The organism is Sinomonas atrocyanea (assembly GCF_030811715.1).
GTDB classification, from domain to species: Bacteria; Actinomycetota; Actinomycetes; order Actinomycetales; family Micrococcaceae; genus Sinomonas; species Sinomonas atrocyanea_A.
In genome coordinates this window covers 42,488-69,048 of the sequence record NZ_JAUSRH010000011.1, presented here as the reverse complement: position 1 = coordinate 69,048, position 26,561 = coordinate 42,488, and the positions used below count along the sequence as shown (strand labels likewise).

The window sequence follows — 26,561 nt, the reverse complement described above, 5'->3', positions numbered from 1 at the left end:
CGGTCAGGCCCACGCCAGCGGCGCCACCCCGTACTCCTGCGGCGGGTAGGGGTACTCCAGCTGCGCGCCCCCCAGGAGCAGCGGCGGCGCGACGAAGTCCAGGACGCCGTAGGTGGAGTCGCAGCGCAGGGCCTCCGCCGGCAGGTCCGCGGCCTGCGCCGACGCGGCCGGCCGCTGCGCCCGGAGCAGTTCCTCTGCTGTCGCCGCCAGGCTCAGCCGGGCGCTGCCGGCGATCCCCCGCCGGCGCGCCGCGAGCAGGGCGACGGCGGCGGCGGCCATGCCCATCCCGGTGGCGTGGTCGAGGGCCTGCACCGGGAGCGCGCCCGGCCGCCACGCGTCCTCATCCGGGCGCCCCTCGCGAGGGGACCCGCAGAGGTGCGCGATCCCGCACGCCGCCTGGACGATGCTGTCGAAGCCGCGGGCATCCGCCCAGGGGCTCCCCCAGCCCCACGCGTTCAGCGTCACCACGGCGAGGTGCGCGAAGGTGTCGCGGAGGGCCGCGGCGTCGAGCCCGAACCGTGCGAGGGCGGCCTGCCGGTAGCCGAGGAACACGACGTCCGCCGCGCCGGCCAGTTCCCGGACGCGGCCGAGCTGGAACGGGTCGCGCAGGTCCGCGACGGCGCTGCGCTTGGCGAAGCCGGTGTCGAGGTGCGCGTCGAGGAGCTCGGGGTGCTGCGGCGGGTCGACGCGCAGGACGTCGGCGCCGAGGGCGCCGAGGAGCCTGGTCGCACTGGGCCCGGCGATGACGCGGGTGAGGTCGAGGACCCGGACTCCCGCGAGCGGCAGGCCGCCCGGTCCGGCCGCGGGCACGCCCCGGACCGGGGCGTCCTCGAGCGACCACCGGATCCAGGGCTCGGCCCCCGCGGCCCGCCCCATCGGGGATTCCTGCCATTCCTGGCGTGTCCGCACCGCCGCGGCCACTCCCCCTGCGCCCCGCACCGCGTCCTCGACCTCGTGCGCCGTGCGCTCGAGCACCGCGCCGTCGAGCTGTTCGGGCCGGTCGAGCCCGAGCGCCTCCAGCAGCCGCCGGGCGTGGTGCGGATAGTTCGCGTGCAGCCGGACCCAGCCGTCGCGGGCGCGGCGGAATCCGGACATGGGCGCCCAGATGTCCGGGGGCGCGCCGCCCACGCGCAGGTGCCGGATCGAGTCGAAGGAGGCCGCGGCGAGCGCGGACGACGTCGTCACGCGCCGCGCGCTTCCGGCGTCGCCCCGGGCTTCGGCCCCCGCAGCGGCCAGGGCGTCGAGGGCCGCGATGAGGGCGCCGAGCGATCCGAGCGCGAGCCCCTCGACGTCGAACGGCCCGCCCCACCACCGGCGCGGCCCGGTCCACCAGTCGGCGGGTGCAGCGTGGGCAGTGCCCAGGACCGGGTCGAGATGACGGCGGAGTTCGAGGAGCCCGTGCTCTGTCTGCATAGGTCCAGACTGCTCACGGCCCGCGGCGGACGCAACGGGCGGCCGGCCGCGGACGCGACGGCGGGCCGGGTACGAGACCCGGCCCGCCGCCGTCGTGCGCTGCAGCAGCGCTACATGTTGTACTCGACCGTGCCGCCCTCGTGCAGGCAGAGGATGTTCCCATCCGGATCCGCGAACCAGCAGGCGCGCTCGCCGGCCATGGAGAAGATGTGGTGATCGTCCGTCTTGAGGTTGGGGAGGTCGTAGTCCTCGAAGTGCACGCCGTGCCCCTCGAGTTCCGCCATGGAGCCCTCGAGGTCGTCGACCTCGAACGTCAGGGCGGTGTGGCCGGTATGGAGGGCGTTGGCGTCCACCATCAGGCCCAGCGATGCGGATCCGTCCAGACCCAGGATCATCATCCCGGTCGGGTCCTTGCCGCGGACAGGGAGCCCCAGCGCTCCCTCGTAGAAGTCCTTCGCGCGGGCCTCGTCGGCCACGGTCAGGATTGTGGTTGCCGGTCTTGTTGCCAGCGTCATGGCACACCTCCACGAGGGGAACTGACGCGGCCAGTTTAAGCCCGGAGGGCGGGGTATGGACCCCGCCCTCTGCGACGGATCAGGCCTTCCTCGGCCACTCCTTCTCGACCAGGGTGAGCACGTCGTAGTTCGCGATCAGCTCGTCGTCCTGGTTGGTCAGGACGGCGTCCCAGCGCACCTCGCCGTACTCGTCGGTGACGCGCGGGGTGATCTGCTTGGCCGTGAGGGTCACGCGGATCGAGTCGCCCGCGGGGACGGGCTGGAGGAAGCGCAGGTTGTCCAGGCCGTAGTTCAGCAGCACCGGGCCGGGCTCGGGCGAGACGAACAGCCCGGCGGCCCAGCTGACGAGCAGGTAGCCGTGCGCCACGATGCCGGGGAACACGCCGGCCGCGCGGGCGGCCTCGTCGTCCATGTGGGCGTAGAACGTGTCGCCGGTCTCGGCGGCGAACTTGGCGATGTCCTCGAGGGTGATCTGCCGCAGCTCGGACCGCATGGCGTCGCCCACGCGGAGCTCGGCGAGGGACTTGCGGAACGGGTGGGTCGAGGGGTCCGCGGGGTCGGCGAGGTTGCGGTCCGCCCCGGTGTGCCACACGCCCGTGACGGCAGTGAGCATGTTGGGCGAGCCCTGGATCGCGGTGCGCTGCATGTGGTGCTTGACCGAGCGGATGCCGCCGAGCTCCTCGCCGCCGCCGGCGCGGCCGGGGCCGCCGTGGACGAGGTGCGGGACCGGGGAGCCGTGGCCGGTCGAGGTCCTGGCGTCCTCGCGGTTGAGCATGAGCACGCGGCCGTGGTGCGCGGCAATGCCGGTCACGAGCGTGCGGGCCGTCTCGGGATCGTTGGTGCAGACCGAGGCGACGAGAGAGCCGGCGCCGAGGGCGGCGAGGCGGATCGCCTCGTCGAGCGAGGAGTAGCCGACCACCGAGGAGACGGGGCCGAACGCCTCCGTGCCGTGCAGGGCCGGGGCCTCGACGTCGTCCCAGGTCAGGACCACCGGCGACATGAACGCACCGCCCTCGGCCACGGCCTTCTCGCCGCTCGCGGTGACGACCTCGGGGGCATCGAGCGAGCCGAACGCGATCCGGCCGCCGGCGGCGACGAGGGACTCGACCGCACCGCGGACGTCCTTGAGCTGCTCGACCGAGGCGAGGGCGCCCATCGTGACGCCCTCGGCCCGCGGGTCGCCGACCACGACGCGCTCCGTCACCCGCGCGCCGATGGCGGCGACGACGTCGTCCACGAGCTCCGCCGGGACGATGCTGCGGCGCACCGCCGTGCACTTCTGGCCTGCCTTGACGGTCATCTCGGTCACCACGGACTTGACGAAGGCGTCGAATTCCGGGGTGCCGGGCACGGCGTCGGGGCCGAGGATCGCGGCGTTGAGCGAGTCCGTCTCGGACGTGAAGCGCACGCCGCCGTGGACCACGTTCGGGTGGGACTTGAGGAGGTTCGCGGTGGCCGCCGAGCCGGTGAAGGAGACCATGTCGCGGTAGTCGAGCTCGTCCAGGAGCGTGCGGGCAGAGCCGGAGATGAGCTGGATCGAGCCGGCCGGGAGGATCCCGGAGTCGACCATGAGCCGGACCATCGCCTCGGTCACGTACCCGGTCGGGGTGGCGGGCTTGACGATCGTGGGCACGCCCGCGACGAACGCGGGGGCGAACTTCTCGAGCATGCCCCACACGGGGAAGTTGAACGCGTTGATCTGCACGGCCACGCCCGGGATGCGGGTGTAGATGTGCTCGCCGGCGAACGAGCCGTCCTTGGAGAGGACCTCCATGGGGCCGTCCACGATCACGTTGCTGTTGGGCAGCTCGCGCCGGCCCTTCGAGCCGAACGTGAAGAGCACGCCGATGCCGCCGTCGATGTCCACCATCGAGTCGATCTTCGTGGCGCCGGTCTTGTAGGAGAGCTCGTAGAGCTCGTCGCGGTGGCCGTTGAGGAACTGCGCGAGCTCCTTGAGCTTGAGGGCGCGCTCGTGGATGGTGAGCCGGCCGAGCTCGGCCTGGCCCACGGTCCGGCCGTGCTCCACCATCGCGCCGAGGTCGAGTCCGTCCGCGCTCACGACGGCGAGCAGCTCGCCGGTGCTGGCATCGCGCACCTCGGCGGCCCTGCCGGTCTCGTCTGGAGTCCACCAGCCGTCGCGGATGTAGCTGGGGACCACGGCGACGCGTGTCGAATCTGGGGCTGCGGTCTCGGTGGCAGTGGTCATCGTCGACGGGTCCTTCCGATGGGGGCCTGCGCGCCGGCAGAAATTACTGACCGGCCGTTCGGTAATGGGACCAGAATACACGGAAGGGCCCGGAGCGCACGAGGGTGCCGATGCAGGCGGCCGGGTCAGCGCCGGCCGAGGCGGAGCTCGAGCCCGTTGCGGACCATCGGCCACTCGGCGGCGATGACCGAATAGACCACGGTGTCCCGCAGCGACCCGTCGGGCATCAGCTGGTGGCTGCGGAGCACGCCGTCCTGCTTCGCCCCGAGCCGCTCGATCGCCGCGCGGGACTGCCGGTTCATCCAGTGCGTGCGGAACTCGACCGCGATGCAGCCGAGCGTCTCGAACGCGTGGCCCAGCAGCAGGAGCTTGGACTCCGCATTGGTGCCCGAACCGTGGGTGCTCGCCGCGTTCCAGGTCGAGCCGATCTCCACGCGGCGGTTCGCGGCATCGGCGTTCATGTACGTGGTCATCCCGATGATGCGGCCGTCGGAGGCGCGGCGGGCGGCGAACGGGAGCATCGAGCCGGCCTCGCGCAGCGCGAGCCGCCGCTCGATCTCGGCGCCCATTCCCTCGGGCCGCGGGACGGACGTGTACCAGAGGCGCCACAGCTCCCCGTCCCGGACCGCGTCCTCGAGCTCCTCGCGGTGGCCCTGGGAGAGCGGTTCCAGGGTCACGAGGCGGCCGCGCAGCGTCACGGGTTCGAGGAAGGGCATGCGCCGAGGATACCGGGGGCGCCGCCGGGGGTCGTGGTGGCCGCCTCAGGCGGCGGATTCTGCCAGCTTGGCCCTGACGGCGGCGAGCTCTGCGCGGGTGAGGCCGTGGTCGAGGAGGAAGCGCTCGACGTCGAGCTCCGCGGCGAACGCGGCGAGGGCCTCCTGCCGCTCGGCGAGCATGGGAGCCAGCTCGGCGTCGTCGTGCCAGCGCTCGTAGGGATGCTTCACCGGGCTGATCCGGTGCCATTCGTTGATGCCTCGGACGCTGGCCTCGTACTGCGTGGCGACGGCCTCTGGGGCCACGGCCGGGTCCGCGAGCTGCAGCAGCATGGTGACGATCAGGCCTGTGCGGTCGCGGCCGGCGGAGCAGTGCAGCACCACACCGGCAGGTGCCTCGGCGATCGCGCGGAACACGGCGGCGATCAGGTCCGGGAAGAGCCGCACCGTGCCCGGGTAGCCCTTGGGGTGGTTCAGGTAGGGGATGAGCTCGGCGGCGAACTGCGCGGCATGCTCGGGGTGGGCGGGGTCCTCGGTCGGGGTGTTCACGACTGTTATCCCCGCCATGGCCTCGGGCCGCACTTCGGGATCGGTGGGGCGGCGGCGCTGCTCGTCGGGGTTCCGCAGGTCGATGACGGTGCGGATGCCGTCGTCGTGCATCTGCCGCCAGCCGCGCTCGGTGAGCCACTCGCGCCGGCCCATCCGGTAGACAGCGCCGAGGACGCGCCGGGCGTTGACGGCGCCCTCCCAGGCGACGGCGCCGCTCACGCTGCCCTCCCGGCGCCGGTCCGCCGCAGGAGGGAGGTCGCGGCCCAACCGGTGATGGCGGCCATGGACAAGGCCATCGCCGCCGCCCCGAGCGCCCCGATCCCGAGCACGAGCGGCAGCGACTGCCCCTCGGTCCACAGCGGCGGGGCAATCGAGAAGAAGGCGGCAAGCCCTGCGCACCACGCCGCCGCGGTGGCGAGCACCCAGATCCAGCCGCCGCCGGTCAGGTGGCGGCGCAGCTCGAACGACTGGCCAACACCGATGCTTGCCAGGAGGGCCAGGCCCACCACGAGCCCGAGGACGGCCGTGAGCGCGACCGGCCACTCGATCCAGAGCCCGACGGTGACGACCGGGAGCATCCCGAAGGCCCAGGCGAGGGCCGCGGCGGCGGCGGTGAGGCCCGTGAAGCGTCCGCGGGCCAGACGCGGCAGTGCGCGGGACAGCCGCCAGCCTTGGACAGCGCCGAGGATCGCGCCCTCGCCCGCGCCGGCCACCACGAGCAGCCCCGCCCCGGGCAGGTCGCCCAGGCCGGACGCCACGATCAGGGCCTCAGCGGACATCGGCACGAGGAAGCCGGCGAACTCCCCGAGCGCGACCCATCCGAGCCAGGGCAGGAAGAACCGCAGACCGCCCGGTGCCGGGATGCCCGGGACGGCGGCTGGACCAGTGGGGGTCTCGGCGCTCACGGAACCATCCTCCCCCAGTCGCTGAGGAGTCACCTACGTTCCCTCAAGGAGCCATGTCCGTGCCCTCGAGGAGTCAGTCACGTCGCGTCGAGGAGTCGCCTCGACGGGTGTGGCTCCTCATGGCGACGGACGTGGCTCCTCAACCCGACGGACGTGGCTCCTCATGGCGACGGACGTGGCTCCTCAACCCGACGGACGTGGCTCCTCAATCCGACGAACGTGGCTCCTCAACGGGCTGGGGTCAGTTCCAGTCGTAGAAGCCCTTGCCGGTCTTGCGGCCGAGCTCGCCGGCGGCGACCTTGTCGCGCAGGATCTGCGGCGGGGCGAAGCGGTCGCCGAGGGTCTGGTGGAGGTATTCGGCGATGCCGAGGCGGACGTCCAGGCCCACGATGTCGGTGGTCTTCAGTGGCCCGGTGGGGTGCTTGTAGCCCAGGACCATGGCGTTGTCGATGTCCTCCGCGGACGCGACGCCCTCCTCGACCATGCGCATCGCCTCGAGCGCGATCGCGACGCCCAGGCGCGAGGACGCGAACCCGGGGGCGTCCTTGACCACCACGGCGGTCTTGCCGAGCCCGGTCACCCAGGCCCGGGCGGCGGCCTCGGCCTCCGGGGAGGTCTTCTCGGCGATGACGACCTCGATCAGGGTCGAGGCCGGGACCGGGTTGAAGAAGTGCAGGCCCAGGAACCGCTCGGGCCGGGCCAGGGACTCGGCCAGCTTCGTCACGGACAGCGAGGAGGTGTTGGTGGCCAGGAACGCGCCCGGGGCGAGCTCGGCCTCGACCGCGGTCAGCGCCTGGGTCTTCAGGGCCGGGTCCTCGGGCACGGCCTCGACCACGAGGTCCCGGCCGCCGAAGTCGGCGTAGTCCACGCTCGCAGTGAAGGACTCGAGGATCTCGTCCAGGTTCCCCTCGGCCGCGCCGCGCTCGATCGACTTCGCCACCGACGCCTCGACCCGTTCCCGGGCCCCCTGGGCGGCCTGCTCGTCGCGCTCGACGACGACCACGTCCGCCCCGCCCATGAGGAACGCGTGCGCGATCCCGGCGCCCATGCGCCCGCCGCCGAGGACCCCGACCTTGGCGGGGAGGCCGTCGGCCAGGTTGATCTTTCCCATCAGTGCTTCTTCTTTCGGTCGAGGAACGCCTGCATGCGGTCGAACTTGGCCTGGGACTCGAACAGCATCCCCTGGGCCAGGGTGTCGATGAGGGGATGGACCTCCCTCGGGCTGTGGAAGACGGCCTTGGAGATCCGCACGGCCAGCGGGTCCTGGGCGCCGATCCGGTCCGCCAGTGCGTGCGCGGCCGGGACCAGGTCCGCCGGCTCCACGAGTTCGGTGACCAGGCCAGCGGCGAGGCACTCGGCCCCGGTGAGGACCTTCCCGGCCAGCAGGATCTCCTTCGCCAGCGGCTCGCCGACGAGCTCGCGCAGCCGCCACGTCGCCCCGGCCGCGGCCATGATGCCGAGGCCGGTCTCCGGGTTGCCCACCCGCAGCGAGGGAGTGCCGATCCGGAAGTCGGCCGCGTAGGCCAGCTCCGCCCCGCCGCCGAGGGCGTACCCCTCCAGGGCTGCGATGACGGGCATGGGGAGCTTGGCGATCCGGTCGAAGACGCCCGAGTTGATCCCGGCCAGCGCGTCATCGCGGCGGCGCTGGCGCAGCTGGGCGATGTCCGCCCCCGAGGCGAACACCCCCTTCGCACCGGTCTGCGGGTCGGCGGGGGTGCCCGAGAGGATCAGCACCTTCGGGTTCTGCTCGAGGTGGGCGCAGACGGCGTGCAGCTCATCCACCATGGACTGGTCGATCGCGTTCCTGACCTCGGGCCGGTGCAGCCTGGCGTGCAGCCGGTCCGCGGCCTCCTCGACCCGTAGTGTCGTGAAGCCGGAGGCGTCCAGCCCCATCAGACCCCCTCGACCAGCAGGGCCGTGCCCTGGCCGACGCCCACGCACATGGTTGCCAGGCCGAGCTTCCGCCCGCCGCCCGCGCCGGCGAGCTCGCGCTCCATCCGGCCCAGCAGCGTCACCACGAGGCGGGAGCCGGAGGAGCCGAGCGGGTGGCCGAGGGCGATCGCGCCGCCGTCGGCGTTGACGATGTCCCCGTCCAGCTTCAGCTCGCGCATCACGGCCAGGGACTGCGAGGCGAAGGCCTCGTTCAGCTCCACCGCCCCCAGGTCCGCCACGGAAATCCCCTGCCGCTCGAGGACCTTGCGGGTGGCCGGGACCGGGCCGATGCCCATGATCTCCGGAGCCACCCCCGCCGAGGCGCCGTCGAGGATCCGCGCCCGCGGGGCGAGGCCGAACCGCTCCACCGCGGCCTCCGAGGCCACCACGATCGCCGACGCCCCGTCGTTCAGGCTCGACGCGTTGCCCGCGGTCACCACGGAGCCGCCCTTCACGACGGGCCGCAGCTTCGCGAGGACCTCCATCGAGGTGCCCGGGCGCGGGCCCTCGTCGGTGTCCACCACGGTCTGGGCGCCCTTGCGGCCCGTGACCGTCACCGGCACGATCTCATCGGCGAACCGGCCGGCCTCGATCGCGGCGATGGCCCGCTCGTGGGAGCGGACCGCGAACGCGTCGCAGTCCTCGCGCGAGGTGTCGAAGACGCGGGCCACCTCCTCGGCCGTCTCCGGCATCGAGTAGGTGGCCTTGCCGTCCCGGGAGAGCTCGCCGGAGAGGAACGCCGGGTTGGTGAAGCGCCAGCCGATCGAGGTGTCGAACACGGCCCCGGGCTTGGCGAACCCTGTCGCCGGCTTCTCCATCACCCACGGGGCCCGCGACATCGACTCGACCCCGCCGGCCACCACGAGGTCCGCCGCCCCGGCCTTGACCATGTGCGAGGCCATGATGATCGCGGACAGGCCCGAGGCGCACAGCCGGTTCACCGTGATGCCCGGAACGGCGTCCGGGAAGCCGGCCAGCAGCCACGCCATCCGGGCCACGTTCCGGTTCTCCTCGCCCGCCCCGTTCGCGTTGCCCAGGATCACCTCGTCCACGAGCGAGGGATCGATCCCGGCCCGCTCCACCGCGGCCCGCACGGTCAGCGCCGCCAGATCATCCGGACGCACCGCCGAAAGCGCACCCCCGTACCGCCCCACCGGGGTCCGCGCCCCACCGACCAGAAAAGCCTCAGCCATGTGCACTCCCTCATGCCTCGTTACGCGCAGGATCCGGCCGGGAGCCTTCCGTCCACGAAATAGTTACCGACCGTTCGTTCTATAAAGGTTCTCACCCGGCCACCCTCGGGTCAACCTACCTCCCGCCCGCCGTGCGGGTCCCCGCTGCGGCGCATGGAACCGTGCAGGGGTCGAGTTCGTTCTGAGAGTTGATGCTCCAATCGCCCTCCACGTCGCCCAGCAGGCCGCGGCGTTTCACCCGGTACACGCCCGCGGACGCGCTCGCCGTCGTGCTCTACCTCGGCCTGCCGTTCGCGCTCGTGTTCCTGCCGTTCAATCGCGTCGGCTGGCTCACACAGGACCCGCTGCTGGGCACCTACCTGCTGAACCTCGCGCTCTACGCGGCCGTCTTCGTCGCCGCCATGGCTGCTGCACGGCACTACGTGGTCCGCGACGCGCGGATCCTCGCAACCAGGCCGTGGTTCACGGTGGGGATCCTGCCGCTGCTGCTCGTGGCCATGCTCATCGTGACGGTGATCGTGGTCTCGCTCGCGGGCGGGGTCGAGGTGTCGGTGAACCAGACCGGGCTCGAGGACATGACGGCCCATGTCCCCTGGTACCTCACGGCTCCCCTGCTCGTGCTGATCGGCCCGTTCGTCGAGGAGTACATCTTCCGGCACCTGCTGATCGGGAAGCTGAGCCAGTACATCAACCGATGGCTCTGCTACACGGCATCGGTGGTACTGTTCGCAGCGCTGCACATCGCGGGCCGCGAGGCGATCACCTTCCAGGCCCTCGCGCCGTACCTCGGGCTGGGCCTCGTGCTCGTGTTCGCGTACGCGTGGACGGCCAACAACCTCATGTTCAGCTACTCCCTGCACGCCCTCAAGAACCTCCTGTCCGTGGTGCTCATGTACACCGTGGACATCAGTTCGCTCACCCGCTAGGACTATGGACAGACGCAGACTCCTGATCCCCCTCGTCATCGTCGTGGCCTTGATCGCCGCCGTGGTGATCGGCGGGCCGCTCGTGTACGCGGCGGTCGGGCCGAAGGCGGAGGACCCGTTCAGCGTCACCGCGGCGACCGGTTCCGCAGCGAGCACGACGCCGCGCCCGGCCTCCGCGGAGAACGGCACCTGGAGCGTGGCCTCGGGCTCGCAGGCCGGCTACACCGTCAACGAGGTCCTCAACGGCAAGGCGCTGGCGGTGGTGGGCCGCACCGACAAGGTGACCGGGTCGGCGTCGGTGGCGGGCGGGAAGCTCACGGCAGGGGCCGTCACCGTCGACGCCGGCAGCATCGCCACCGACAACACCGGCCGCGACAACTACTTCCGCTTCACTGTGATCTCGGCGGGCAAGTACCCGCAGGCCACGTTCACGCTGGGGGCGCCGGTCGCGCTCCCGGACCTCGGCGGCCGGCCCGTGGAGGTGACCGTGCCCGGCACGCTCTCCCTCGCGGGCGAGACGCGCAGCGTGAGCGCGGACGTGAAGGTGGTGCGCGACGGCGACCGCATCGCCGCCGCCGGCTCCATTCCGATCGCGGTGAGGGACTTCGGGATCGACCCGCCGAACCTCGGTTTCGTCAAGGTCGAGGACCACGCGCGGGTCGAGTTCCGGGTGAACCTGGCCCAGGCCGGCTGAGCGCCAGCCGCCTGCCCGCTCCCCCGGCGGCGCCATCCAGTCCCTCGAACCAGCGTGACAGCGCCCTGTCGTGGCTGGCGATCACGAGCGTGCCGCGGTATCTGGACAGGGCTTCCTCGAGCTCGTCCACGAGCAGCGGCGCGAGATGGTTGGTGGGCTCGTCGAGCAGCAGCAGCCTGGGCCGCCCGGCGAGGATCCGGGCGAGGGCCAGGCGCCGGTACTGGCCGGCCGAGAGCGATCCGACCGGCACGAAGAAGTCCTGCACGCGGAACAGCCCTGTGTGCATGAGCGCCTCGGCGTGGTCGTCCAGGTCCCCCGGGAGGGCCGACGCGTAGGCCGCGAGCAGCCGCGCGCCGGGATCTGCGGGCGGCGGGATCTCCTGCGGGAGCAGGGCGACGGCGGGTCCGGGCTCCGCCGTGCTCGCGATCAGGCCGAGCAGGGTCGTCTTCCCGGCGCCGTTGGGCCCCGCGACGAGGAGCCGCTCGCCGGCCGCGAGGTCAAGGTCCACCGGCGCGAGCCGACCCGGCACCGAGGCGCCGGCCAGCGTGACGGGGGTGCCGGCGTCGGCCTCGAAGGCGGCCGCGAGGTGCAGCGGCCGGGGCGGCGGAAGCACCGGCTCGGCCTCCAGGCGGCGCAGCCGTTCGCGGGCGGACCGGACCTGGCTCTCCACTGCCGCGGAGACGCGCTGGCCGAAGTAGTTGTAGCCTGACTTGTCGTTGTCGGTGCGGCGCCCGTAGGCGACCCTGTCCGCCACCGCGGCGGCCTTCTCGCGTTCGTGCTCCTTGGCGCCCACCCACGCCGCGTACGAGCGCTCCCATTCGCGCCGCTCGCGCGCCTTCTCCGCCCGGTATCCCGCGTAGCCGGCGCCGTAGCGGCGCACGGTGCGGGTGTCGGCGTCGACCTCGAGGACCACGCGGGCGAACCGCTGGAGGAAGTCGCGATCGTGGGAGACCGCGACGACGATCCCGGGTCGCGCCGCGATCTCGGCCTCTAGCCACGCGAGCGCCTCGGCGTCGAGATGGTTGGTGGGCTCGTCGAGGAGCAGGATCGGGGCCGGGTCGGCGAGCGCGAGGGCGAGGGCGATGCGCTCGGCTTCGCCGCCCGAGAGGCTCCCGAGCGTCCGGTCGCCTCCCTCCCGGGCGAGGTGCCCGACGCCGAGGCGCTCGAGCGCGATCGCGACCGCGACCTCGGCGCGCACGACGGCGCTCGCCGCCTCGTCCGGGTCGGCCTCCTCGCCGCCGTGGCCGGCTTGCGTCTCCGCCTCCGCGGCCCGCGCCGCGGCCTCGGCCATGAGGGCGCCGACGCGCGCGCCGGGATCCTGGGTCTGCCCGAGGCGGGCGGGGCGGCCGTGGACGGCGACAGTGCCGGACTCGGGCCGCTCCTGCCCGGCCAGCAGGCGGAGGAGCGTGGACTTGCCCGCACCGTTCTCCCCCACCACGGCGATCCGCTCCCCGTCCGTGATGGTGAGGTCCACGCGGTCGAGGAGGAGCCGGTCCCCGTAGCCGTGGCTCACGCCGCTGAGGGCGATATGGACTGTGGGGCGCCGGGCCGCGCCCGTGTGGGCACGCAGCTCTGGGCGGCTGTTCTGGAATCGGCTGAGGGGGGCATGCATCGGCTGTCTCGCTTCGCGGCTCGCGGGCGCTGGAGGCGGCCCGGGCGGACGGGGGTCGGGGCAAGGATCAGCGGAGCATGCCTCCAAGCGTCCCGGGCTCCGGCCGGGGTGTCAAGGGCGGCCGGTGTGAGCGCCGGCCGGGGGTGCTCCTGCGGGGCGGGAGGGCCTCCTCTAGAGGCCGGCCTTGCTGAACACCTGGTCGACGAGCGCCACCAGCGCCTCGGCCGCTGGCTGGACGTCCGCGTCCGTCGCGCGGATGTCGTTCGCCTCGACGGAGAGCGTTCCCCGCCGCGCGCCGACCGCCACGTGCCTCTCACCGGTGCCGTCCGGGATCTCGTAGGCCACCGCGTAGCCTGCATCCCCGCGGGGCACCGCCGCCAGCGGCCTGAGCGAGGACCAGGAGCGGGTCTGGGACAGCCCCATGACGTCTTCCGTGATGGACGGGCAGGTCCGAAGCGCCCGGGCACGCGTATCGAAGGGATAGGGCTGCGCAATGGAACCGGCCATGCTGACGGCGAGCAGGGTGATGAACGACTTCTTGGCCGGGCTCCCCGAGTACTGCGCCTGGGCCATCGAGGAACCGGCGAGGGCGCCGAGGTACGCGGCGTCGTCGTAGGTGCACGCCGCCTCGGTGGGGCGCGCGGAGGACGTGCCCGGTGCTGGGATGAGCTGGGCGTTGACCAGCGGTGCGCTCCCGTCAGGGCCGGGCACGCCCCGGAGCAGCGCGGCCAGCTGCTCCGGCGTCCGGGAGTTGGGCGCAGGCGTGCTCACGGTGGGCGGGTGGTTGGCGGCCTGGTCGATGATCTTCTGGGCGGTCCGGGCCAGGGCCGCCAGCGCGGGCTGGGCGTCGGCGTCCTGTGCGACGCTGAGCGAGAGGGAAATCGACAAGGTGCCGGCCAGCACGCGCAGAGTGGTCCCGCCCAGATCGCCCGGTCCACCGGGCACGGTCTTCTGGAGCATCGCGAACGCCCGCTCCCCCACCTTCGGAGCGGGCAGCATCCGGAGGCTGTAGGCCGAGGCGCTCGTCCCCTGGTTGATCCTCAGAGTGAACTGGCTGCAGCGGGAGGCCAGATCGTCCGTGTAGTTGAAGTCGGACGCGGCGAGCGCGTCCTTGCCCGCGCTCCTGGCGATGACGATCGCCGTCGTCGTCGGTCCTCCGGCGGCGGCCGAGGGCGCGGCCTGGGAGGGGGAGTCGCCGAACGCAGGCATTGCCCCCTGGGCGAAGGCGACGTTCGCGTCCCGGGCGATGTCGAAAGGGTTCCTGGCCGCGAAGGGCTGGCATTCGGCGGGCGCAGCCGTGGACGTGATCGCCGGCCACGAGTTGGCCGTTGCCCCGATCCGGAAGCTGCGCGAGTCGGAGGCCCCGAAGGGGCGCACCGTCACCGCGTTGACGATCGCCATGAGCTCGTCGTCCGTGAAGACCCGGGTCGGCTGGTCCGCGGGTGCGGACGTCGGTGACGAGTGGGCGGCCGACGCGGGCTGCGTGGCCGAGGGCGCGGAGGCGCTGGAAGAGCATCCTGCGGCGGCAAGTGCCACCATCGCGACGACGGCCACGCGGCTCAGGCGGTGTGCTCCATGCAGCCAGTGGGGAAGGATTCGCATCCCGCGTCGTCGTGACATCGTGGGCTCCTCACCGGCCGGGGGCTTCCAGCGTGACGGCGCCTCGCACCGCCGCCTAGAGGAATTCGCCCCGAGGGCCGCCGGGGGCGAGCGGACACGTCCTGTCCGCTTCGCTGTCCGCGCTCCTTCCGCTGCTGGACCGCGCTGCCTAGCGTGGGGCCATGGCGTATTCCTTCCAAGTGGTCATCGACAGCCGAGACCCGCATGCCCAGGCCGACTGGTGGGCCGAAACCCTCGGCTGGACCGTCGAACCGAGCGACGAGGACTTCATCCGGCGCATGGTCGCCGAGGGCTACGCGCGCGAGGAGGAGACGACGACGCACCGCGGTGTCCTCGTCTGGGCCTCCGCGCAGGCCATCTGCCCGCCCGACCAGGTCGGGGACAGGGGCCGGCAGCGGTTCCTCTTCCAAGCGGTGCCCGAGGGCAAGACCGTCAAGAACCGGGTGCACTGGGACGTCCGCCTCCGGGGCGATGACAAGGACGAGGTCCGGGCACGGCTCGAGGCCCGCGGGGCGACGTTCCTGTGGGAGGCCCATGAGGGCCCGCACGGGTGGTACACGATGGCCGATCCGGAGGGGAACGAGTTCTGCATCACGTGAGCGGCCCGGGCGCCCCGGAGCCCGGGCGGCCAATACCCGGGCGGCTAGTACCCGAGCGACTGGGCCGAGGCGCGCAGGGCCTCGGCCGAGCGCCCGAGCCGCGCCAGCTCGCCGTCGTCCATCGGAACCTCGAGGACGCGCCGAACCCCACCGACGCCGACCACGGAGGGCAGGCTGAGGGCGACGCTGTGGATGCCGTGCTGACCGGACAGCACCGAGGAGACCGGCAGCACGGCGTCCTCTCGGCCCAGGACTGCTTCGACGATGCGGGCGGCGGAGAGCCCGATCGCGTAGTTGGTGGCGCCCTTGCCCTCGATCACGCGGTAGGCAGCCGTGCGGACGTTGTGCGCGAGCGCCTCGAGGGACTCCGGCGTGAACGCCCGGGAGCCGTCGTCGGCCGTCCAGTCCCGCAGCGGGACGCCGCCGATCGTGGCGCAGGTCCAGAGCGGGAACTCGGTGTCGCCGTGCTCGCCCACGATGTAGGCGTGGACGGAGGAGCGGGACACCCCGACGCGCTCGCCGAGAAGCCAGCGTAGGCGGGAGGTGTCGAGGACGGTGCCCGAGGCGAACACGCGGGCCGCCGGGAGGCCGGAAATCCGCTGGGCGATGACCGTCAGCACGTCGCACGGGTTGGTGACGAGCACGTAGACCGCATCCGGGGCCCGCTCGACCAGCCGCGGCATGAGGGCCTCGAGGATGCGGGCGTTGGTCCCGGCGAGCTCGAGCCGGGTCTGGCCGGGCCGCTGCTTCGCTCCGGCGGTGATCACCACGATGTCGGCGTCCGCCGCGAGCGCCAGGTCCGTCCCGCCCGTGATGCTCGAGGCCCCGGTGAACTGGGTTCCGTGCGCGAGGTCGAGGACCTCGGCCTCGACCTTGGCCTGGTCGATGTCGTAGAGGACCACCTCGCGCGCCGAGCCGCGGATGAGGGCGGCGTAGGCCACCGAGCTACCTACAGCGCCGGCGCCGACCACCACGAGCTTGCCTGCCTGAGCCGCCATGGGTTCTTCCTATGCCACGCCGGCGCGAGAGTGCAAGCCTCTCCGCCCTCATCGACAGGGCGGAGAGGCGTGCGGGCCGCGTCAGGCTTCGAACCGCTCCGGCCTGAACGTCGCCAGCATCGGATGCGGGCGGCCGGTAATGACCTCATCGGCAACCAGTTCACCGGCAATGAGGGCCAGCGTGGCGCCAGAGTGGGTGAAGGCCGTGTAGCACCCCGGGACCTTCCGGAGTTCCCCGAACACGGGCTCGCCGTCGCCCGGAATCGGCTTGAGCCCCAGCTTCCACGAGCCCGCCTTCAGCTTCGGAGTTCCCGCCAGGAGCCGCGAGGCCTCCTCGAGCAGCTCGTCGACCACGGGCTCGGGAATGGAGTAATCCCCGGCTGCGTCGCGCACGATGTGCTCCTCGTACCAGTCGTGGTCGATCGCGATGGTGCCGCCCGGGTTGGGTCGGATCGCGGCCCGGGGCGTATTGAGGACGGCCCGGACATCATTGTCGAACGGCTCGGTCACGACCAGCATCGACACCGGCGAGCCATTGTCGATCCGCACTCCGAGCGGCGCCACGACGTCCGGCGTCTGCGCACCGCAGGCCACAATCACGGCGTCCGCCCGGACGGTGCCGAGGGCCGGGGCCGTCACACCGGCGGCGCGGCCCTCCTCGACGATGACCTCGGCGCGGCCGGCGTGGGCCCGGAGCACGCCGCCGCGGCGCGCGAACTCGGCCATGAGGTGATCGATGAGGTGCGGGAGGCTCACCCAGCCCTCGCCCGGGTTGTACACGGAGGTCTCGGCAAGGGCCTCGGCATTGAGCCCGGGGGTGATCCCGCCGATGGTGTCGGGGCTGACGAGGTGCGAGTCGTAGGCGTGGGAGCGCTCGTGCTCGTGGCGTGCCGTGGCTGAAGCCCCGTCGCCGTCGCTGTCCCAGTAGACTCCGCCGCCGAACTGGAGCCACTCGCGAGGGGGGTCCTGCGCGAAGAGGGTGCGGTAGCGGTCGATGCCCGCCATGCGCAGCGCGTGGTACTCGTCGCTCCTGGTCCCGGCCGAGTTGAGCCAGGAGAGCGAGCGGCCCGAGGCGCCGGAGGCGAGTCCTCCCTCGGTGATGAGGGTGACTTCTGCGCCGGAACGGAGCAGGTGGACGGCGGTGGAGACCCCGATGACGCCGCCGCCGATGACCGCGACGTGGCGGGGGTTCTGGTTCTCAGGCATGTGTTCTTCCTCTGGTCTCGTGTCTCAGATGTGGGCGAGCGAGCGGATGGGGGCGCCCGCGTGGAGCTCCCGGATGATCCGCAGGGTCTCGAGGGCTTCGGTCGGTTCGACCGGGAGGGGTGCGCCGCGGTGCAGGGCGTCGGCGAGCAGGCGGTAGAAGGCGGGGTAGTCGCCGGGGGCGAGGCCGACGTCGACAGTCGTGGCGCCGTCCGAGAGCCGGGCGGGCTCCCGTGACGGGACAGCTCCGTAGCCTGGCCTGGCTGGGTCGGCTCCCGCCGCGAGCGCGGCTTCCTGCCCGTCCAGACCCCACGAGGTGAACCCCGCCCGGGAGCCGAGGATGTGGAACCGCGGGCCCGTGGCCGGCGCGAGGCCATTCATCCAGAGGCGGGCCACAACGCCGGAGGCGTGCCTCAGTTCCACGAAGCTGTCCTCGTCGCCGCCGGCGCCGTCGGAGTGCCGCCTGAGGTACGCCCGCGCCGCGTCGACGGGACCGAAGAGCCGGACCGCCTGGTCGATGAGGTGGCTGCCGAGGTCTGCGAGCAGCCCTCCGCCGTCCTCCACCCCGGCAGTGTCGCGCCAGTTGCCGAAGCCTTCGGGACGCCACCACTCGAAGCGGGACTCGAAGGTATGGACCTCCCCGAGACGGCCTGAGCCGATGAGGTCGGCGACAGTCAGGAAGTCCCCGTCCCAGCGCCGGTTCTGGAACACCGTCAGGACCACGCCGGCGGCGGCTGCGGCGTCCACCATCGCTTGGGCGTCCTCGACCGACGGCGCGAACGGCTTGTCGACCACGACATGGAGGCCGCGGCCCGCGGCGGCGATCGCTTGGTCCCGATGGAGCGCGGGCGGCGTGCCGAGGACTACGAGGTCGAGCTCGAGGCTGCCGTCGTCAATCCTCCCGAGGAGGCCGGCGTAGTCGGACACGACCAGGGCCCGGGGGAAACGCTCGCGGGCCGACGCTGTCCTCGCCGGGTTTCCGGTCACGATTGCCTCCACGCTGAACAGCGGGTTGGCCGCGAGGAGGGGTCCGTGGAACACGCCTCCGGAGACGCCGAAGCCGACGATTGCCGTTCTGATCCGATTCGCCGGGGCGAGCTGGCCGATCACAGCACCTCCGAGAGGAAGCGCTGCAGGCGGGCTGAACGCGGGCGGTCGAAGATGTCCTCCGGGGAGCCGGTCTCGACGACCTGTCCCTCGTCCATGAAGACCACCTGGTTCGCGGCCCTGCGGGCGAACCCCATCTCGTGGGTGACGACGACCATCGTCATGCCGCGCCTGCTGAGGCTTGCCATGAGGTTGAGCACGCCGTTGACGAGTTCGGGGTCGAGCGCGGAAGTCGCCTCGTCGAAGAGCATCACCTGGGGTTCCATGGCGAGCGCCCGGGCGATGGCGACACGCTGCTGCTGGCCGCCCGAAAGGTCTCTGGGCTTGTGGTCGGCACGGTCCCGCAGCCCCACTTCGTCCAAGCGCGCCCGGGCGAGATCGACCGCCTCCCGCTTCGGAAGCCGCTTGACCTTCCACGGCGAGAGCGCCACGTTCTCGAGCGCGGTGTGGTCCGGGAAGAGGTTGAAATGCTGGAAGACCATGCCGATCTTCCGGCGCAGCTGGTCCGGGTGCTGGCCGAGGGTGGAGTTCCCGTCGAGGAGCACGTCCCCCGACTTCGGCTCGTGCAGGCGGTTGATGCCGCGCAGGAGCGTGGACTTCCCCGAGCCCGAGGGCCCGATCACGCAGGTCGTCGTCCCCGGTTCGACGCGGAGGCTGATGCTCCGGACCACGTCGATGTCGCCATAGGCGAGTGTCAGGTCCCGGAGGTCGAGCCCGGCGCCCCGATAGGCGGGGGGCGGGACGGCGGCGGTCTCGGTGGGCGATGGCGATGATTCAGTGTTCATGGTGATGTCCCTGGTCCGTGGGCGGATGGCCGCGGGGCTGGTCATGGTCGTGCGTCCTGTGCTGGCGCGCCGACGGTCTCGAGCTCGGCGACCTCTCGGAGCCCGGAGACGGGCGGGGCGGCTTTGCGCCGCCCGGTGCGGAAGCGCTGGTCGATGAAGTTCACGAGGTGGGTGAGCGGGACGGTGACGATGAGGTAGAAGAGGCCGGCGAGGACGAGCGGGGACAGGTTTCCGCTCAGGACCGCGGCGTCCTGGCCGACGCGGAAGAGCTCGCGCTCGGAGACGAGAAGCCCGAGGAAGTAGACGAGGCTGGAGTCCTTGACGATCGAGATGAACTGGTTCACGAGCGCGGGGAGGACGCGTCGGATGCCCTGGGGCACAACGACGAGTCGCATGGCCGCCCCGTAGCCCATCCCGAGGGCCCGGCAGGCCTCGAGCTGGCCCTTGTCGACGGCCTGGATGCCGGCGCGGAAGATCTCCCCGATGTAGGCGCTCGAAATCAGGCTCAGGGCGATGATGCCGAGGGGGTAGGGGCTGGGTCCGAAGACCTGCTGGCTCAGACGGGCGAAGCCCTGGCCGATGAGCAGGATAGTCAGGATGGCGGGGAGCCCGCGGAACAGGTCGGTGTAGACACGGGCCGGCCACCGCAGCCACGGTGAGGGCGAGATGCCGAGGAGGGCCACGAACATCCCGACGAAGCAGCCGATGACGGTGGCCGCGATCGAGATGACGAGGGTGTTGACGAGGCCGACCTGCAGCAGCTGTGGCAGGACATCGGCCATGGCCTGGACGTCGAAGAACGTCTTGGCGAGGTTGTCGAACAGATCCATGACGGTGCTTTCAGCTCGGCTACTGGTCTGACGCGGGCAGGTACTGCTTCGGCATGGGCGAGCCCGGGAACCACTTCTGGTAGAGGCGCTTCCATGTGCCGTCGGCCATGGCGGCCTTGAGCGCCTTGTTCAGAGCGTCCTTGAGGGCCGGCTTGTTCTTGGCGACGGCGAAGCCGGCCGGGGCGTCGAAGGACGGGATGTCCGCGGCGTCGACGAGGCCGAACTTCGAGACGTAGTCCTTGGCGGCCTCGTAGTCGAGGAAGTGGGCGTCGATCGTGCCCGAGTTGAGGGCGGAGACGGCAGCGTTGTTGTCCGGGAAGCGGACCAGGTTCGCATCAGGGAAGTTCTTCACGGCGTAGGTCTCCTGCAGGGTGCCCTGCACGACGCCGAGGCGCTTGCCCTTGACGCCGTCGGCCCCCGTGACTCCCGACGCCTTCGTCGTGAGCACCGTCAGGTAGCCGGCGAGGTAGCCGTCCGAGAAGTCGACCGTCTGCTTGCGCTTGTCGGTGATGCCGATGGCCGCGACGCCCACATCGAACTGCCCGTTGGCGACTGCGGGAAGGATCGCCGAGAAGTCCTGGCCCGTGAAGACGACGTTGTCGATCCCGGCCCGGTGGGCCACATCGGTGAAGAGCTCGACGTCGAAGCCGGTGAACTTTCCTGCCGAATCGGTGAAGGTGTAGGGCTTCGAGTCGCCGACGCTGGCGACCCGGAACTGCCCGGGCGTGATGAGTCCGTAGGGATTGTCTGCCGCCGTCGACGAGGCGCTGCTCGAGCCGCCGCAGGCTGACAGGGAGAGGGCGAGGGCGGCTGCTGCCGCGAGTGCCGCTGCCTTGATGCTCCGCATGGGATGACTTCCGTTCTGTCAGTGAGACCGGTCTCAATCGCTGGGGTTGAGACCGGTCTCAACTTCGGGGATGATGTGACTGTACTTACGCCACGGTGTGGCGTCAATCTCTTTTTTGGACGAGGGGGGCATATGACGAAGCGCGAGTCCGGAGGCCGCGAGGCGACGGTGGCAGACGTGGCGAAGGCCGCAGGAGTGTCGAAGGCCCAGGCCGCGCGGGCGCTCGGCGGCTACGGCTCCGTCAGCGAGCAGGTGCTCTCCCTCGTCCTCGCGGCGGCCGAGGAACTCGGCTACAGGCCGAACCAGCTCGCCAGGAGCATGACGACCGGCCGCTCCACCTCGGTCGGTGTGGTGGTCGGGGACATCGAGAACGCCCACTTCGGGCTGGCGCTCCGCGGCATTTCCGATGAGGTTCGCGACGCTGGGTACACCGTGGTCCTCGTCAACACCGACGAGGACCTCGGTGCCGAGGTGGGCGCGGTCCAGGAACTGCTGCAGCAGCGAGTGGCCGGCCTCATCATCGCGCCGTGCTCGAGCACCGAGACGGCTCACCTCGAGTCCGCCCACGACCACAACCGGGCTGTCGTCCTCTTCGACCGCGGCGTCCGTGGGTGGAGCCTCGACACCGTCCGAGTCGACTTCGCGGAAGCCGCCCTCCACGTGGGTCGGCTCCTCCTGGATGCCGGGCATCGGCGCGTCGGCTACGTCTCGAGCCTCCGCGCGGAGGGACCCTACGAGCTGGGCATGGACCTTGGCCTCTCCCCGGTCGCAGACCGGGTGGGCGGGATCGAGCGGGCCTTCGGCGAGGCCGGAGCGGAGTGGGACCGGAGCCTCGTGAAGCTCAACGCGGCGTCCGACGACGCGCTGGCCGCTGCGTGCGCTGACCTGCTCGACCGCCGTGACCCCGCAACTGCCATCGTCTGCTCGGACAGCCGCATTGCGCTCGGAGTGCTCGGCCAGATCAAGCGCCGGGGGCTTCGGATCCCCGAGGATGTCTCGGTCGTTGCCTACGACGATTTCCCCTGGACCGAGTTGGTCGATCCGCCTCTGACCGTCGTGTCGCAGCCGGTCTACGACATGGGGCGCGAGGCCGCACGGGCCCTGCTGCGCAGGCTCGGCCACAGGGTCCCTGCCGAGCAGTTGCCGCTCAAGGCCCACCTCGTCGAACGGGCCTCGGTAGGCTCAGGAGAGAGGACACCCACGGCTTAGGGCGCACGCCGCACGCAGGCTCAAGGGGCGCAGCCCGGCACCGTCACGCCCGGCTCCCCCTGCGCGCGCCGACGACTAGACTCTTTCCACGTGACCACCACTTCCGCGAATGAGCAGCCGGCCCTGCCTGAGAAGGTCTCCGACATCTTCGACCCCACGCGCTGGCGGGTGGTCGGAGGCTTCGATTTCGAGGATCTGACCTACCACCGGCAGGTCGAGCGGGACTCGAGCGGCGCCGTCGTCCGCGACCTGCCCACGGTGCGGATCGCCTTCAACCGGCCCGAGGTCCGCAACGCGTTCCGCCCCGGCACGGTCGACGAGCTCTACCGCGCGATGGACCACGCGCGGATGACGCCGGACGTTGCCACCGTGCTCCTCACCGGCAACGGCCCCTCCCCCAAGGACGGCGGCCATGCGTTCTGCTCCGGCGGCGACCAGCGCATCCGCGGGCGCGCGGGCTACCAGTACGCATCCGGCGAGACGGCCGAGACGATCGACCCCGCCCGCGCGGGCCGCCTCCACATCCTCGAGGTGCAGCGGCTCATGCGCACCATGCCGAAGGTGGTCATCGCCGTGGTCAACGGCTGGGCGGCCGGCGGCGGCCACTCCCTCCACGTGGTCTCCGACCTGACCATCGCCTCCCGCGAGCACGGGAAGTTCAAGCAGACCGACGCGACGGTCGGCTCGTTCGACGCCGGTTATGGCTCGGCGCTGCTGGCGCGCCAGATCGGGCAGAAGCGGGCGCGGGAGATCTTCTTCCTGGCCCGCGAGTACTCGGCGGAGGACATGGTGACGATGGGCGCGGTCAACGAGGCCGTGGAGCACGCGCGGCTCGAGGAGGTCGCGCTCGAGTACGCCGAGGACATCGCCCGCCAGTCCCCGCAGGCCGTCCGCATGCTCAAGTTCGCGTTCAACCTCGCCGACGACGGCCTCGCCGGCCAGCAGGTGTTCGCGGGCGAGGCCACCCGGCTGGCGTACATGACGGACGAGGCCGTGGAGGGCCGCGACGCCTTCCTGCAGAAGCGCGACCCGGACTGGTCAGCGTTCCCGTACTACTTCTGATTCCCCACCCCGACGGACCTGACTCCCCAACGAGAGGCGCACCCACATCGTGAACCTGGACCCCGTGCTCTCAGCCCTCGCCGCCGCACTGGCGGGCGAGGGTCCGGCCGTCGAGTTCGGGCCCGGCGGGAACGGGTCCGCGGACGGGCGCGCGCTGCCCGAGGGCACAGCGGTCGTGGTCCGCACCTCGGGCTCGACCGGGGCACCCAAGGCGACCGCCCTCACCGTCGACGCCCTCGCGGCGTCCTCGGCGGCCACGGCGATGAGGCTCAGGGGCGAGGGGCAGTGGCTGCTCGCGCTGCCCCTCGACTACGTCGCAGGGGTGCAGGTCCTGGTCCGCTCCCTGTTCGCAGGAACCCGGCCCTGGGCCATGGACCTCTCGGGCGGCTTCACGCCCGAGGCCTTCGCCGAGGCAGCGGAGGCCCTCACCGACCCGGTCCGCTTCACGTCCCTCGTGCCCACCCAGCTGCGCCGCCTGCTCGACGACGGCTCCCCCCGCGTGCTTGCGGCGCTCGCCCGCTTCAATGCCGTGCTGCTGGGCGGCGCCGCGATGCCCCAGGACCTCCTCGACCGAGCCCACGAGGCCGGAGTGCGCGTCATCACGACCTACGGCTCCGCCGAGACCTGCGGCGGCTGCGTGTACGACGGCGTGCCGCTGGACGGCGTCGAGGTCGAGCTCGTGGACGGCCGGGTGTGGCTCGGCGGAGACGTCGTGGCCGCCGGGTACGTCGGCGACCCGGAGCGCACCGCCGAGCACTTCCGCACCGACGGGGACGGCCGCCGGTGGTACCTCAGCTCCGACGTGGGCGAGTTCGAGCCGGACGGCCGTCTTCGCATCCTGGGGCGGGCGGACGACGTCGTCATCACCGGCGGCGTCAAGGCCTCCGCCGCCCGGGTGGCGGCAGCTGTCGAGGCCCTGCCGGGGGTGCGTGAGGCGTTCGTGGCCGGCGTCGACGACCCGGAGTGGGGGCAGGCGCTCGTCGCCGCCGTGGTCCTCGCGGCTCCGGAAGCACCGGCCGGGGGGCGAGGGGATACGGTGCCGGAGGACGTCAGGGCGGCGGCCGCCGAGCGGCTAGGCCGGCTCGCGCCCAAGTCCTGGCTGGCCCTCGAGTCGCTCCCGCTCCTGCCGAACGGCAAGCCGGACCGCCGGGCCCTCACGCAGCTCCTGGCCGCCAGGCACCGCAGGTCCTAGCGCGGCCGCCGCCTCAGCCTTCACCCACCCACCAGCTTCAGAGGAATCAGCCCGTGGCAACACCCGCCCAATGGATCTCCGGCTCCCGGCCGCGCACCCTGCCGATGGCCGTCGCGCCCGTGGTGATCGGCACCGCCGCCGCGTACGGCCTGGGGGCGTTCAAGCCGGTCAACGCGGTGCTGGCCGCGCTCGTTGCAGTCCTGCTCCAGATCGGCGTGAACTACGCGAACGACTACTCCGACGGGATCCGTGGCACCGACGATGACCGCGTGGGACCCTTCCGGCTCACGGGCTCCAAGGCCGCCGCGCCCGCCCAGGTCAAGCGCGCCGCCTTCATCGCGTTCGGCGCCGCGATGGTGTTCGGGCTCGTCCTCGTGGTGATCTCCCAGACGTGGTGGCTGCTGCTCGTCGGCGCCGGATGCGTCGCGGCGGCCTGGGGCTACACGGGCGGCAAGAACCCCTACGGCTATCTCGGGCTCGGCGACGTGTTCGTCTTCGTCTTCTTCGGCCTCGTGGCCACGCTCGGCACCACATACACCCAGGCGGGGACCCTCAGCGCAGCGTCCTGGATCGGGGCGATCGGCACGGGCCTCATCGCGGACGGGCTCCTCATGGCCAACAACGTCCGCGACATCCCGACCGACGAGACGGCGGGCAAGCGGACCCTCGCGGTGCGTCTTGGCGACTACCGGGCCCGCCGCGCCTACGTGTGGATGCTCGGGATCGCGGTCCTCGGCCCCCTCCTGCTGGCGCCGTGGAACCCCTGGATGCTCATCATGCTGCTGCTGGTTCCCGCGTGCCTCACCCCGTCGTGGCTCATGCTCGGCGGGAAGAAGGGGCCCCGCCTCATCCCGGTCCTCCAGCAGACCGGGTTCATCAACCTCGGCTACGCAGTGCTGTTCACGGTCGCGGTGGTGCTCAGGGCCTCGTTCTAGGCCGGGCATGCTGCAGGGCGTCGGGAGGCGGCGAGGAATGTCGACCGCCGCGTCCCGATCCCGAGCTGCTGGCGCTCATCGCTGACGACCTCGCGTCGGGCGCAGCAGCGGACCCGGCAACGGCGACCGCCGCCCGCGCGCACGGGGACCAGCGCACCGTCCCCGACGAGGGCCTCCCTTCCGCCGCGGCGATCATGGCCGACATTGGGGCCGAGGCCGCCCATCTCCTGATCGCCCGGCTGGAGCGCCTCGACCGCGACGAGGCCTCGCGCGCAGCCGAACGCATCGTCGCGCTGGCCTCGCTCGCGCGAGCGGTAGGCGGCTCCTCGGACGATCCGTTCCGGCGTCTCGGCGCGCCCTCCATCGCGGCCTCCGAGGTCTCGGCCGCCCTGAAGCTGTCCCCCCGCACCGCAAAGGCCATGGTCGCCGAGGCGCTCGAGCTGTCCCGGCCCGCCTGGCGTCCGCTCCTCGATGCCATGTATGCAGGGCTCCTCCCCCATCGCCGGGCGCGGACGATCTTGGACGCCGCGGCACCGGTGCCCCACGAACGGCTCGGGGCCTTTGTTGCCGAGGCAGTCTCCGTCGCCGCACCGGTCGGTCCTGAGGGCGGCCCGGACTCCGACCGGATCCCAAGCCCCGCGACGCTGGGACGCCGGCTCAGGCGCATGGCCGAGAAACATGCCGCCGAGCCCCTCGCGCTCCGCAAGGCGAAGGCCCGTGAGCACCGCCGCGTGGACATCGAGGCCGCCGGGGACGCGATGTGCTGGCTCACCGCCTACCTGCCCCTCGAGGACGCCGCGGCCATCGACACGCGCCTCGAGAGCATTGCCCATTCCCTTCAGGGCCCCTCCGAGGCCCGCACCCTCCCCCAGCTGCGGGCAGACGTCTTCACGGACCTCCTCGCCGGTTCAGGCCAGCCTGAAGGCTCCTCGGCGGGCCCGCGGGCCGAGATCATCGCCACCATCCCGGCGAGCACCCTCGACGGCTCGGGCGAGGGAGCGGGTGAGATCCTCGGCTACGGTCCCCTCGATCCGGAGGCGGCCCGGCTCTTGGCCGCGCGGGCCCCCAGCTGGACCCGGCTCTGGGTGGACGAGCGAACGGGCGCACCGCTGGCGCTGGGGCGCACACGCTACCGGCCGAGCGCCGCGATGCGCCGGCAGCTCGGCGCCCGGGACAGGGTGTGCCGCTTCCCCGGATGCGACCGCCCGGCCACAGCGACCGAAGCCGACCACACTACGGCATGGGCGAGCGGCGGCGAGACAAACCCAGAGAACCTCGCCCTCCTCTGCCGGGAGCACCATCGGCTCAAGAGCGAGGGCTACTGGAAGGCGCGGCAGATCGGGCGCCCGGCGGCCGGCCCAGACGAGGCGCACCGCTCCACTGCGGAACCACCGCCCGGGCCGCGCCCCACGGCCCCGCCCGGAACGATCGAATGGACCTCTCCAACCGGCAGGCGCCACGTCACCTACCCCGAAGGCGACCCACCGCCACCGTTCTAGCGCAGGAGCAGGAATTC

Annotated in this window: 25 protein-coding genes; 8 read left to right on the top strand and 17 right to left on the bottom strand. The window is 72.1% G+C overall.

What is annotated here, in order from left to right; all coding sequences use genetic code 11:
* Positions 1-3 precede the first annotated feature (3 nt).
* From J2W21_RS15495 to J2W21_RS15455, 9 genes are all read right to left on the bottom strand, one after another.
* Entirely contained in the window at positions 4-1,413 is a 1,410-nt protein-coding gene (locus tag J2W21_RS15495) for a CoA transferase (RefSeq protein WP_307115408.1), read from the bottom strand.
* A gap of 110 nt (positions 1,414-1,523) precedes the next feature.
* Positions 1,524-1,889: a VOC family protein gene (locus J2W21_RS15490; protein ID WP_307115407.1), complete on the bottom strand. Its 366-nt coding sequence runs from the start codon at positions 1,887-1,889 to the stop codon at positions 1,524-1,526.
* Between the two features lie 118 nt (positions 1,890-2,007).
* Positions 2,008-4,134, bottom strand: a complete 2,127-nt coding sequence (gene paaZ / locus J2W21_RS15485) for a phenylacetic acid degradation bifunctional protein PaaZ (RefSeq protein ID WP_307115406.1) — start codon at positions 4,132-4,134, stop codon at positions 2,008-2,010.
* Between the two features lie 125 nt (positions 4,135-4,259).
* Positions 4,260-4,850 carry a GNAT family N-acetyltransferase gene (locus J2W21_RS15480; protein ID WP_307115405.1) on the bottom strand — a complete coding sequence of 197 codons (591 nt, stop codon included), beginning with the start codon at positions 4,848-4,850 and terminating at the stop codon, positions 4,260-4,262.
* A 45-nt stretch (positions 4,851-4,895) separates the two neighbouring features.
* Positions 4,896-5,615: a tyrosine-protein phosphatase gene (locus J2W21_RS15475; protein ID WP_307115404.1), complete on the bottom strand. Its 720-nt coding sequence runs from the start codon at positions 5,613-5,615 to the stop codon at positions 4,896-4,898.
* Positions 5,612-6,301 carry a hypothetical protein gene (locus J2W21_RS15470; protein ID WP_307115403.1) on the bottom strand — a complete coding sequence of 230 codons (690 nt, stop codon included), beginning with the start codon at positions 6,299-6,301 and terminating at the stop codon, positions 5,612-5,614. Before J2W21_RS15470 ends, J2W21_RS15475 begins: the two co-directional genes overlap by 4 nt.
* A gap of 241 nt (positions 6,302-6,542) precedes the next feature.
* Positions 6,543-7,412: a 3-hydroxyacyl-CoA dehydrogenase family protein gene (locus tag J2W21_RS15465; RefSeq protein WP_307115402.1), complete on the bottom strand. Its 870-nt coding sequence runs from the start codon at positions 7,410-7,412 to the stop codon at positions 6,543-6,545.
* Complete coding sequence (locus tag J2W21_RS15460) at positions 7,412-8,194, bottom strand: enoyl-CoA hydratase/isomerase family protein (protein WP_307115401.1); 783 nt, start codon at positions 8,192-8,194, stop codon at positions 7,412-7,414. The genes J2W21_RS15465 and J2W21_RS15460 overlap by 1 nt, the downstream gene beginning before the upstream one ends.
* A complete protein-coding gene (locus J2W21_RS15455) occupies positions 8,194-9,426 on the bottom strand; it encodes a thiolase family protein (protein ID WP_307115400.1) in 1,233 nt (410 codons plus the stop codon). The genes J2W21_RS15460 and J2W21_RS15455 overlap by 1 nt, the downstream gene beginning before the upstream one ends.
* 191 nt (positions 9,427-9,617) lie before the next feature.
* On the opposite strand from J2W21_RS15455, the gene J2W21_RS15450 reads away from it, so the two are divergent.
* The gene (locus J2W21_RS15450; protein ID WP_307115399.1) at positions 9,618-10,352 is read left to right on the top strand and encodes a CPBP family intramembrane glutamic endopeptidase; all 735 of its coding nucleotides are present in this window, start codon (positions 9,618-9,620) and stop codon (positions 10,350-10,352) included.
* Positions 10,353-10,356: 4 nt separating this feature from the next.
* Complete coding sequence (locus J2W21_RS15445; protein ID WP_307115398.1) at positions 10,357-11,046, top strand: YceI family protein; 690 nt, start codon at positions 10,357-10,359, stop codon at positions 11,044-11,046.
* Here J2W21_RS15445 and J2W21_RS15440 read toward each other — a convergent pair.
* Positions 10,988-12,658 carry an ATP-binding cassette domain-containing protein gene (locus J2W21_RS15440; RefSeq protein WP_307115397.1) on the bottom strand — a complete coding sequence of 557 codons (1,671 nt, stop codon included), beginning with the start codon at positions 12,656-12,658 and terminating at the stop codon, positions 10,988-10,990. The two genes, J2W21_RS15445 and J2W21_RS15440, sit on opposite strands and share 59 nt — an antisense overlap.
* A 171-nt stretch (positions 12,659-12,829) precedes the next feature.
* On the bottom strand, positions 12,830-14,278 hold the full coding sequence (locus J2W21_RS15435) for a hypothetical protein (protein ID WP_307115396.1): 1,449 nt from the start codon (positions 14,276-14,278) through the stop codon (positions 12,830-12,832).
* 161 nt (positions 14,279-14,439) lie between these two features.
* Here J2W21_RS15435 and J2W21_RS15430 point away from each other — a divergent pair, with 161 nt between their 5' ends.
* Complete coding sequence (locus J2W21_RS15430; protein ID WP_307115395.1) at positions 14,440-14,877, top strand: VOC family protein; 438 nt, start codon at positions 14,440-14,442, stop codon at positions 14,875-14,877.
* Positions 14,878-14,921: 44 nt separating this feature from the next.
* On the opposite strand, the gene J2W21_RS15425 is transcribed toward J2W21_RS15430, so the two are convergent.
* The 6 genes from J2W21_RS15425 to J2W21_RS15400 all read right to left on the bottom strand — a co-directional run bounded on the left by J2W21_RS15425 (position 14,922) and on the right by J2W21_RS15400 (position 20,647).
* Positions 14,922-15,875, bottom strand: coding sequence for an L-lactate dehydrogenase (locus J2W21_RS15425; RefSeq protein WP_307115394.1), 954 nt, complete (start codon positions 15,873-15,875; stop codon positions 14,922-14,924).
* Positions 15,876-15,956: 81 nt separating this feature from the next.
* Entirely contained in the window at positions 15,957-17,081 is a 1,125-nt protein-coding gene (locus J2W21_RS15420; protein ID WP_307115393.1) for an NAD(P)/FAD-dependent oxidoreductase, read from the bottom strand.
* Positions 17,082-17,105: 24 nt separating this feature from the next.
* Complete coding sequence (locus J2W21_RS15415) at positions 17,106-18,188, bottom strand: Gfo/Idh/MocA family protein (RefSeq protein WP_307115392.1); 1,083 nt, start codon at positions 18,186-18,188, stop codon at positions 17,106-17,108.
* Complete coding sequence (locus J2W21_RS15410; RefSeq protein WP_307115391.1) at positions 18,185-18,970, bottom strand: amino acid ABC transporter ATP-binding protein; 786 nt, start codon at positions 18,968-18,970, stop codon at positions 18,185-18,187. Before J2W21_RS15410 ends, J2W21_RS15415 begins: the two co-directional genes overlap by 4 nt.
* A 41-nt stretch (positions 18,971-19,011) precedes the next feature.
* Positions 19,012-19,800 carry an amino acid ABC transporter permease gene (locus tag J2W21_RS15405; RefSeq protein WP_307115390.1) on the bottom strand — a complete coding sequence of 263 codons (789 nt, stop codon included), beginning with the start codon at positions 19,798-19,800 and terminating at the stop codon, positions 19,012-19,014.
* Between the two features lie 19 nt (positions 19,801-19,819).
* A complete protein-coding gene (locus J2W21_RS15400; protein ID WP_307115389.1) occupies positions 19,820-20,647 on the bottom strand; it encodes an ABC transporter substrate-binding protein in 828 nt (275 codons plus the stop codon).
* Between the two features lie 132 nt (positions 20,648-20,779).
* Between J2W21_RS15400 and J2W21_RS15395 the strand changes: the two genes are divergently transcribed.
* The 5 genes from J2W21_RS15395 (at position 20,780) to J2W21_RS15375 (ending at position 26,544) form a co-directional block, all read left to right on the top strand.
* The gene (locus tag J2W21_RS15395) at positions 20,780-21,856 is read left to right on the top strand and encodes a LacI family DNA-binding transcriptional regulator (protein WP_307115388.1); all 1,077 of its coding nucleotides are present in this window, start codon (positions 20,780-20,782) and stop codon (positions 21,854-21,856) included.
* A 90-nt stretch (positions 21,857-21,946) separates the two neighbouring features.
* Positions 21,947-22,918 (top strand): 1,4-dihydroxy-2-naphthoyl-CoA synthase, encoded by a 972-nt coding sequence (locus J2W21_RS15390; protein ID WP_307115387.1) that lies wholly within the window; start codon positions 21,947-21,949, stop codon positions 22,916-22,918.
* Positions 22,919-22,967: 49 nt separating this feature from the next.
* Positions 22,968-24,110 carry an AMP-binding protein gene (locus J2W21_RS15385; RefSeq protein WP_307115386.1) on the top strand — a complete coding sequence of 381 codons (1,143 nt, stop codon included), beginning with the start codon at positions 22,968-22,970 and terminating at the stop codon, positions 24,108-24,110.
* 53 nt (positions 24,111-24,163) lie between these two features.
* Positions 24,164-25,045, top strand: coding sequence for a 1,4-dihydroxy-2-naphthoate polyprenyltransferase (locus J2W21_RS15380; protein ID WP_307115385.1), 882 nt, complete (start codon positions 24,164-24,166; stop codon positions 25,043-25,045).
* A 194-nt stretch (positions 25,046-25,239) separates the two neighbouring features.
* Positions 25,240-26,544 carry an HNH endonuclease signature motif containing protein gene (locus J2W21_RS15375; RefSeq protein ID WP_307115384.1) on the top strand — a complete coding sequence of 435 codons (1,305 nt, stop codon included), beginning with the start codon at positions 25,240-25,242 and terminating at the stop codon, positions 26,542-26,544.
* Positions 26,545-26,561: the final 17 nt, after the last annotated feature.

What these genes read in the sequence shown, in the direction of transcription:
- J2W21_RS15460 (WP_307115401.1), bottom strand. Translation starts at nt 8,194, where the DNA reads ATGGGGCTGGACGCCTCCGGCTTCACGACACTACGGGTCGAGGAGGCC.
- J2W21_RS15465 (WP_307115402.1), bottom strand. Translation starts at nt 7,412, where the DNA reads ATGGGAAAGATCAACCTGGCCGACGGCCTCCCCGCCAAGGTCGGGGTC.
- J2W21_RS15410 (WP_307115391.1), bottom strand. Translation starts at nt 18,970, where the DNA reads ATGAACACTGAATCATCGCCATCGCCCACCGAGACCGCCGCCGTCCCG.
- J2W21_RS15435 (WP_307115396.1), bottom strand. Translation starts at nt 14,278, where the DNA reads ATGTCACGACGACGCGGGATGCGAATCCTTCCCCACTGGCTGCATGGA.
- J2W21_RS15480 (WP_307115405.1), bottom strand. Translation starts at nt 4,850, where the DNA reads ATGCCCTTCCTCGAACCCGTGACGCTGCGCGGCCGCCTCGTGACCCTG.
- J2W21_RS15495 (WP_307115408.1), bottom strand. Translation starts at nt 1,413, where the DNA reads ATGCAGACAGAGCACGGGCTCCTCGAACTCCGCCGTCATCTCGACCCG.
- J2W21_RS15400 (WP_307115389.1), bottom strand. Translation starts at nt 20,647, where the DNA reads ATGCGGAGCATCAAGGCAGCGGCACTCGCGGCAGCAGCCGCCCTCGCC.
- J2W21_RS15455 (WP_307115400.1), bottom strand. Translation starts at nt 9,426, where the DNA reads ATGGCTGAGGCTTTTCTGGTCGGTGGGGCGCGGACCCCGGTGGGGCGG.
- J2W21_RS15430 (WP_307115395.1), top strand. Translation starts at nt 14,440, where the DNA reads ATGGCGTATTCCTTCCAAGTGGTCATCGACAGCCGAGACCCGCATGCC.
- J2W21_RS15405 (WP_307115390.1), bottom strand. Translation starts at nt 19,800, where the DNA reads ATGGATCTGTTCGACAACCTCGCCAAGACGTTCTTCGACGTCCAGGCC.
- J2W21_RS15450 (WP_307115399.1), top strand. Translation starts at nt 9,618, where the DNA reads ATGCTCCAATCGCCCTCCACGTCGCCCAGCAGGCCGCGGCGTTTCACC.
- J2W21_RS15440 (WP_307115397.1), bottom strand. Translation starts at nt 12,658, where the DNA reads ATGCATGCCCCCCTCAGCCGATTCCAGAACAGCCGCCCAGAGCTGCGT.
- J2W21_RS15395 (WP_307115388.1), top strand. Translation starts at nt 20,780, where the DNA reads ATGACGAAGCGCGAGTCCGGAGGCCGCGAGGCGACGGTGGCAGACGTG.
- J2W21_RS15375 (WP_307115384.1), top strand. Translation starts at nt 25,240, where the DNA reads ATGGCCGACATTGGGGCCGAGGCCGCCCATCTCCTGATCGCCCGGCTG.
- J2W21_RS15445 (WP_307115398.1), top strand. Translation starts at nt 10,357, where the DNA reads ATGGACAGACGCAGACTCCTGATCCCCCTCGTCATCGTCGTGGCCTTG.
- J2W21_RS15420 (WP_307115393.1), bottom strand. Translation starts at nt 17,081, where the DNA reads ATGCCTGAGAACCAGAACCCCCGCCACGTCGCGGTCATCGGCGGCGGC.
- J2W21_RS15425 (WP_307115394.1), bottom strand. Translation starts at nt 15,875, where the DNA reads ATGGCGGCTCAGGCAGGCAAGCTCGTGGTGGTCGGCGCCGGCGCTGTA.
- paaZ (WP_307115406.1), bottom strand. Translation starts at nt 4,134, where the DNA reads ATGACCACTGCCACCGAGACCGCAGCCCCAGATTCGACACGCGTCGCC.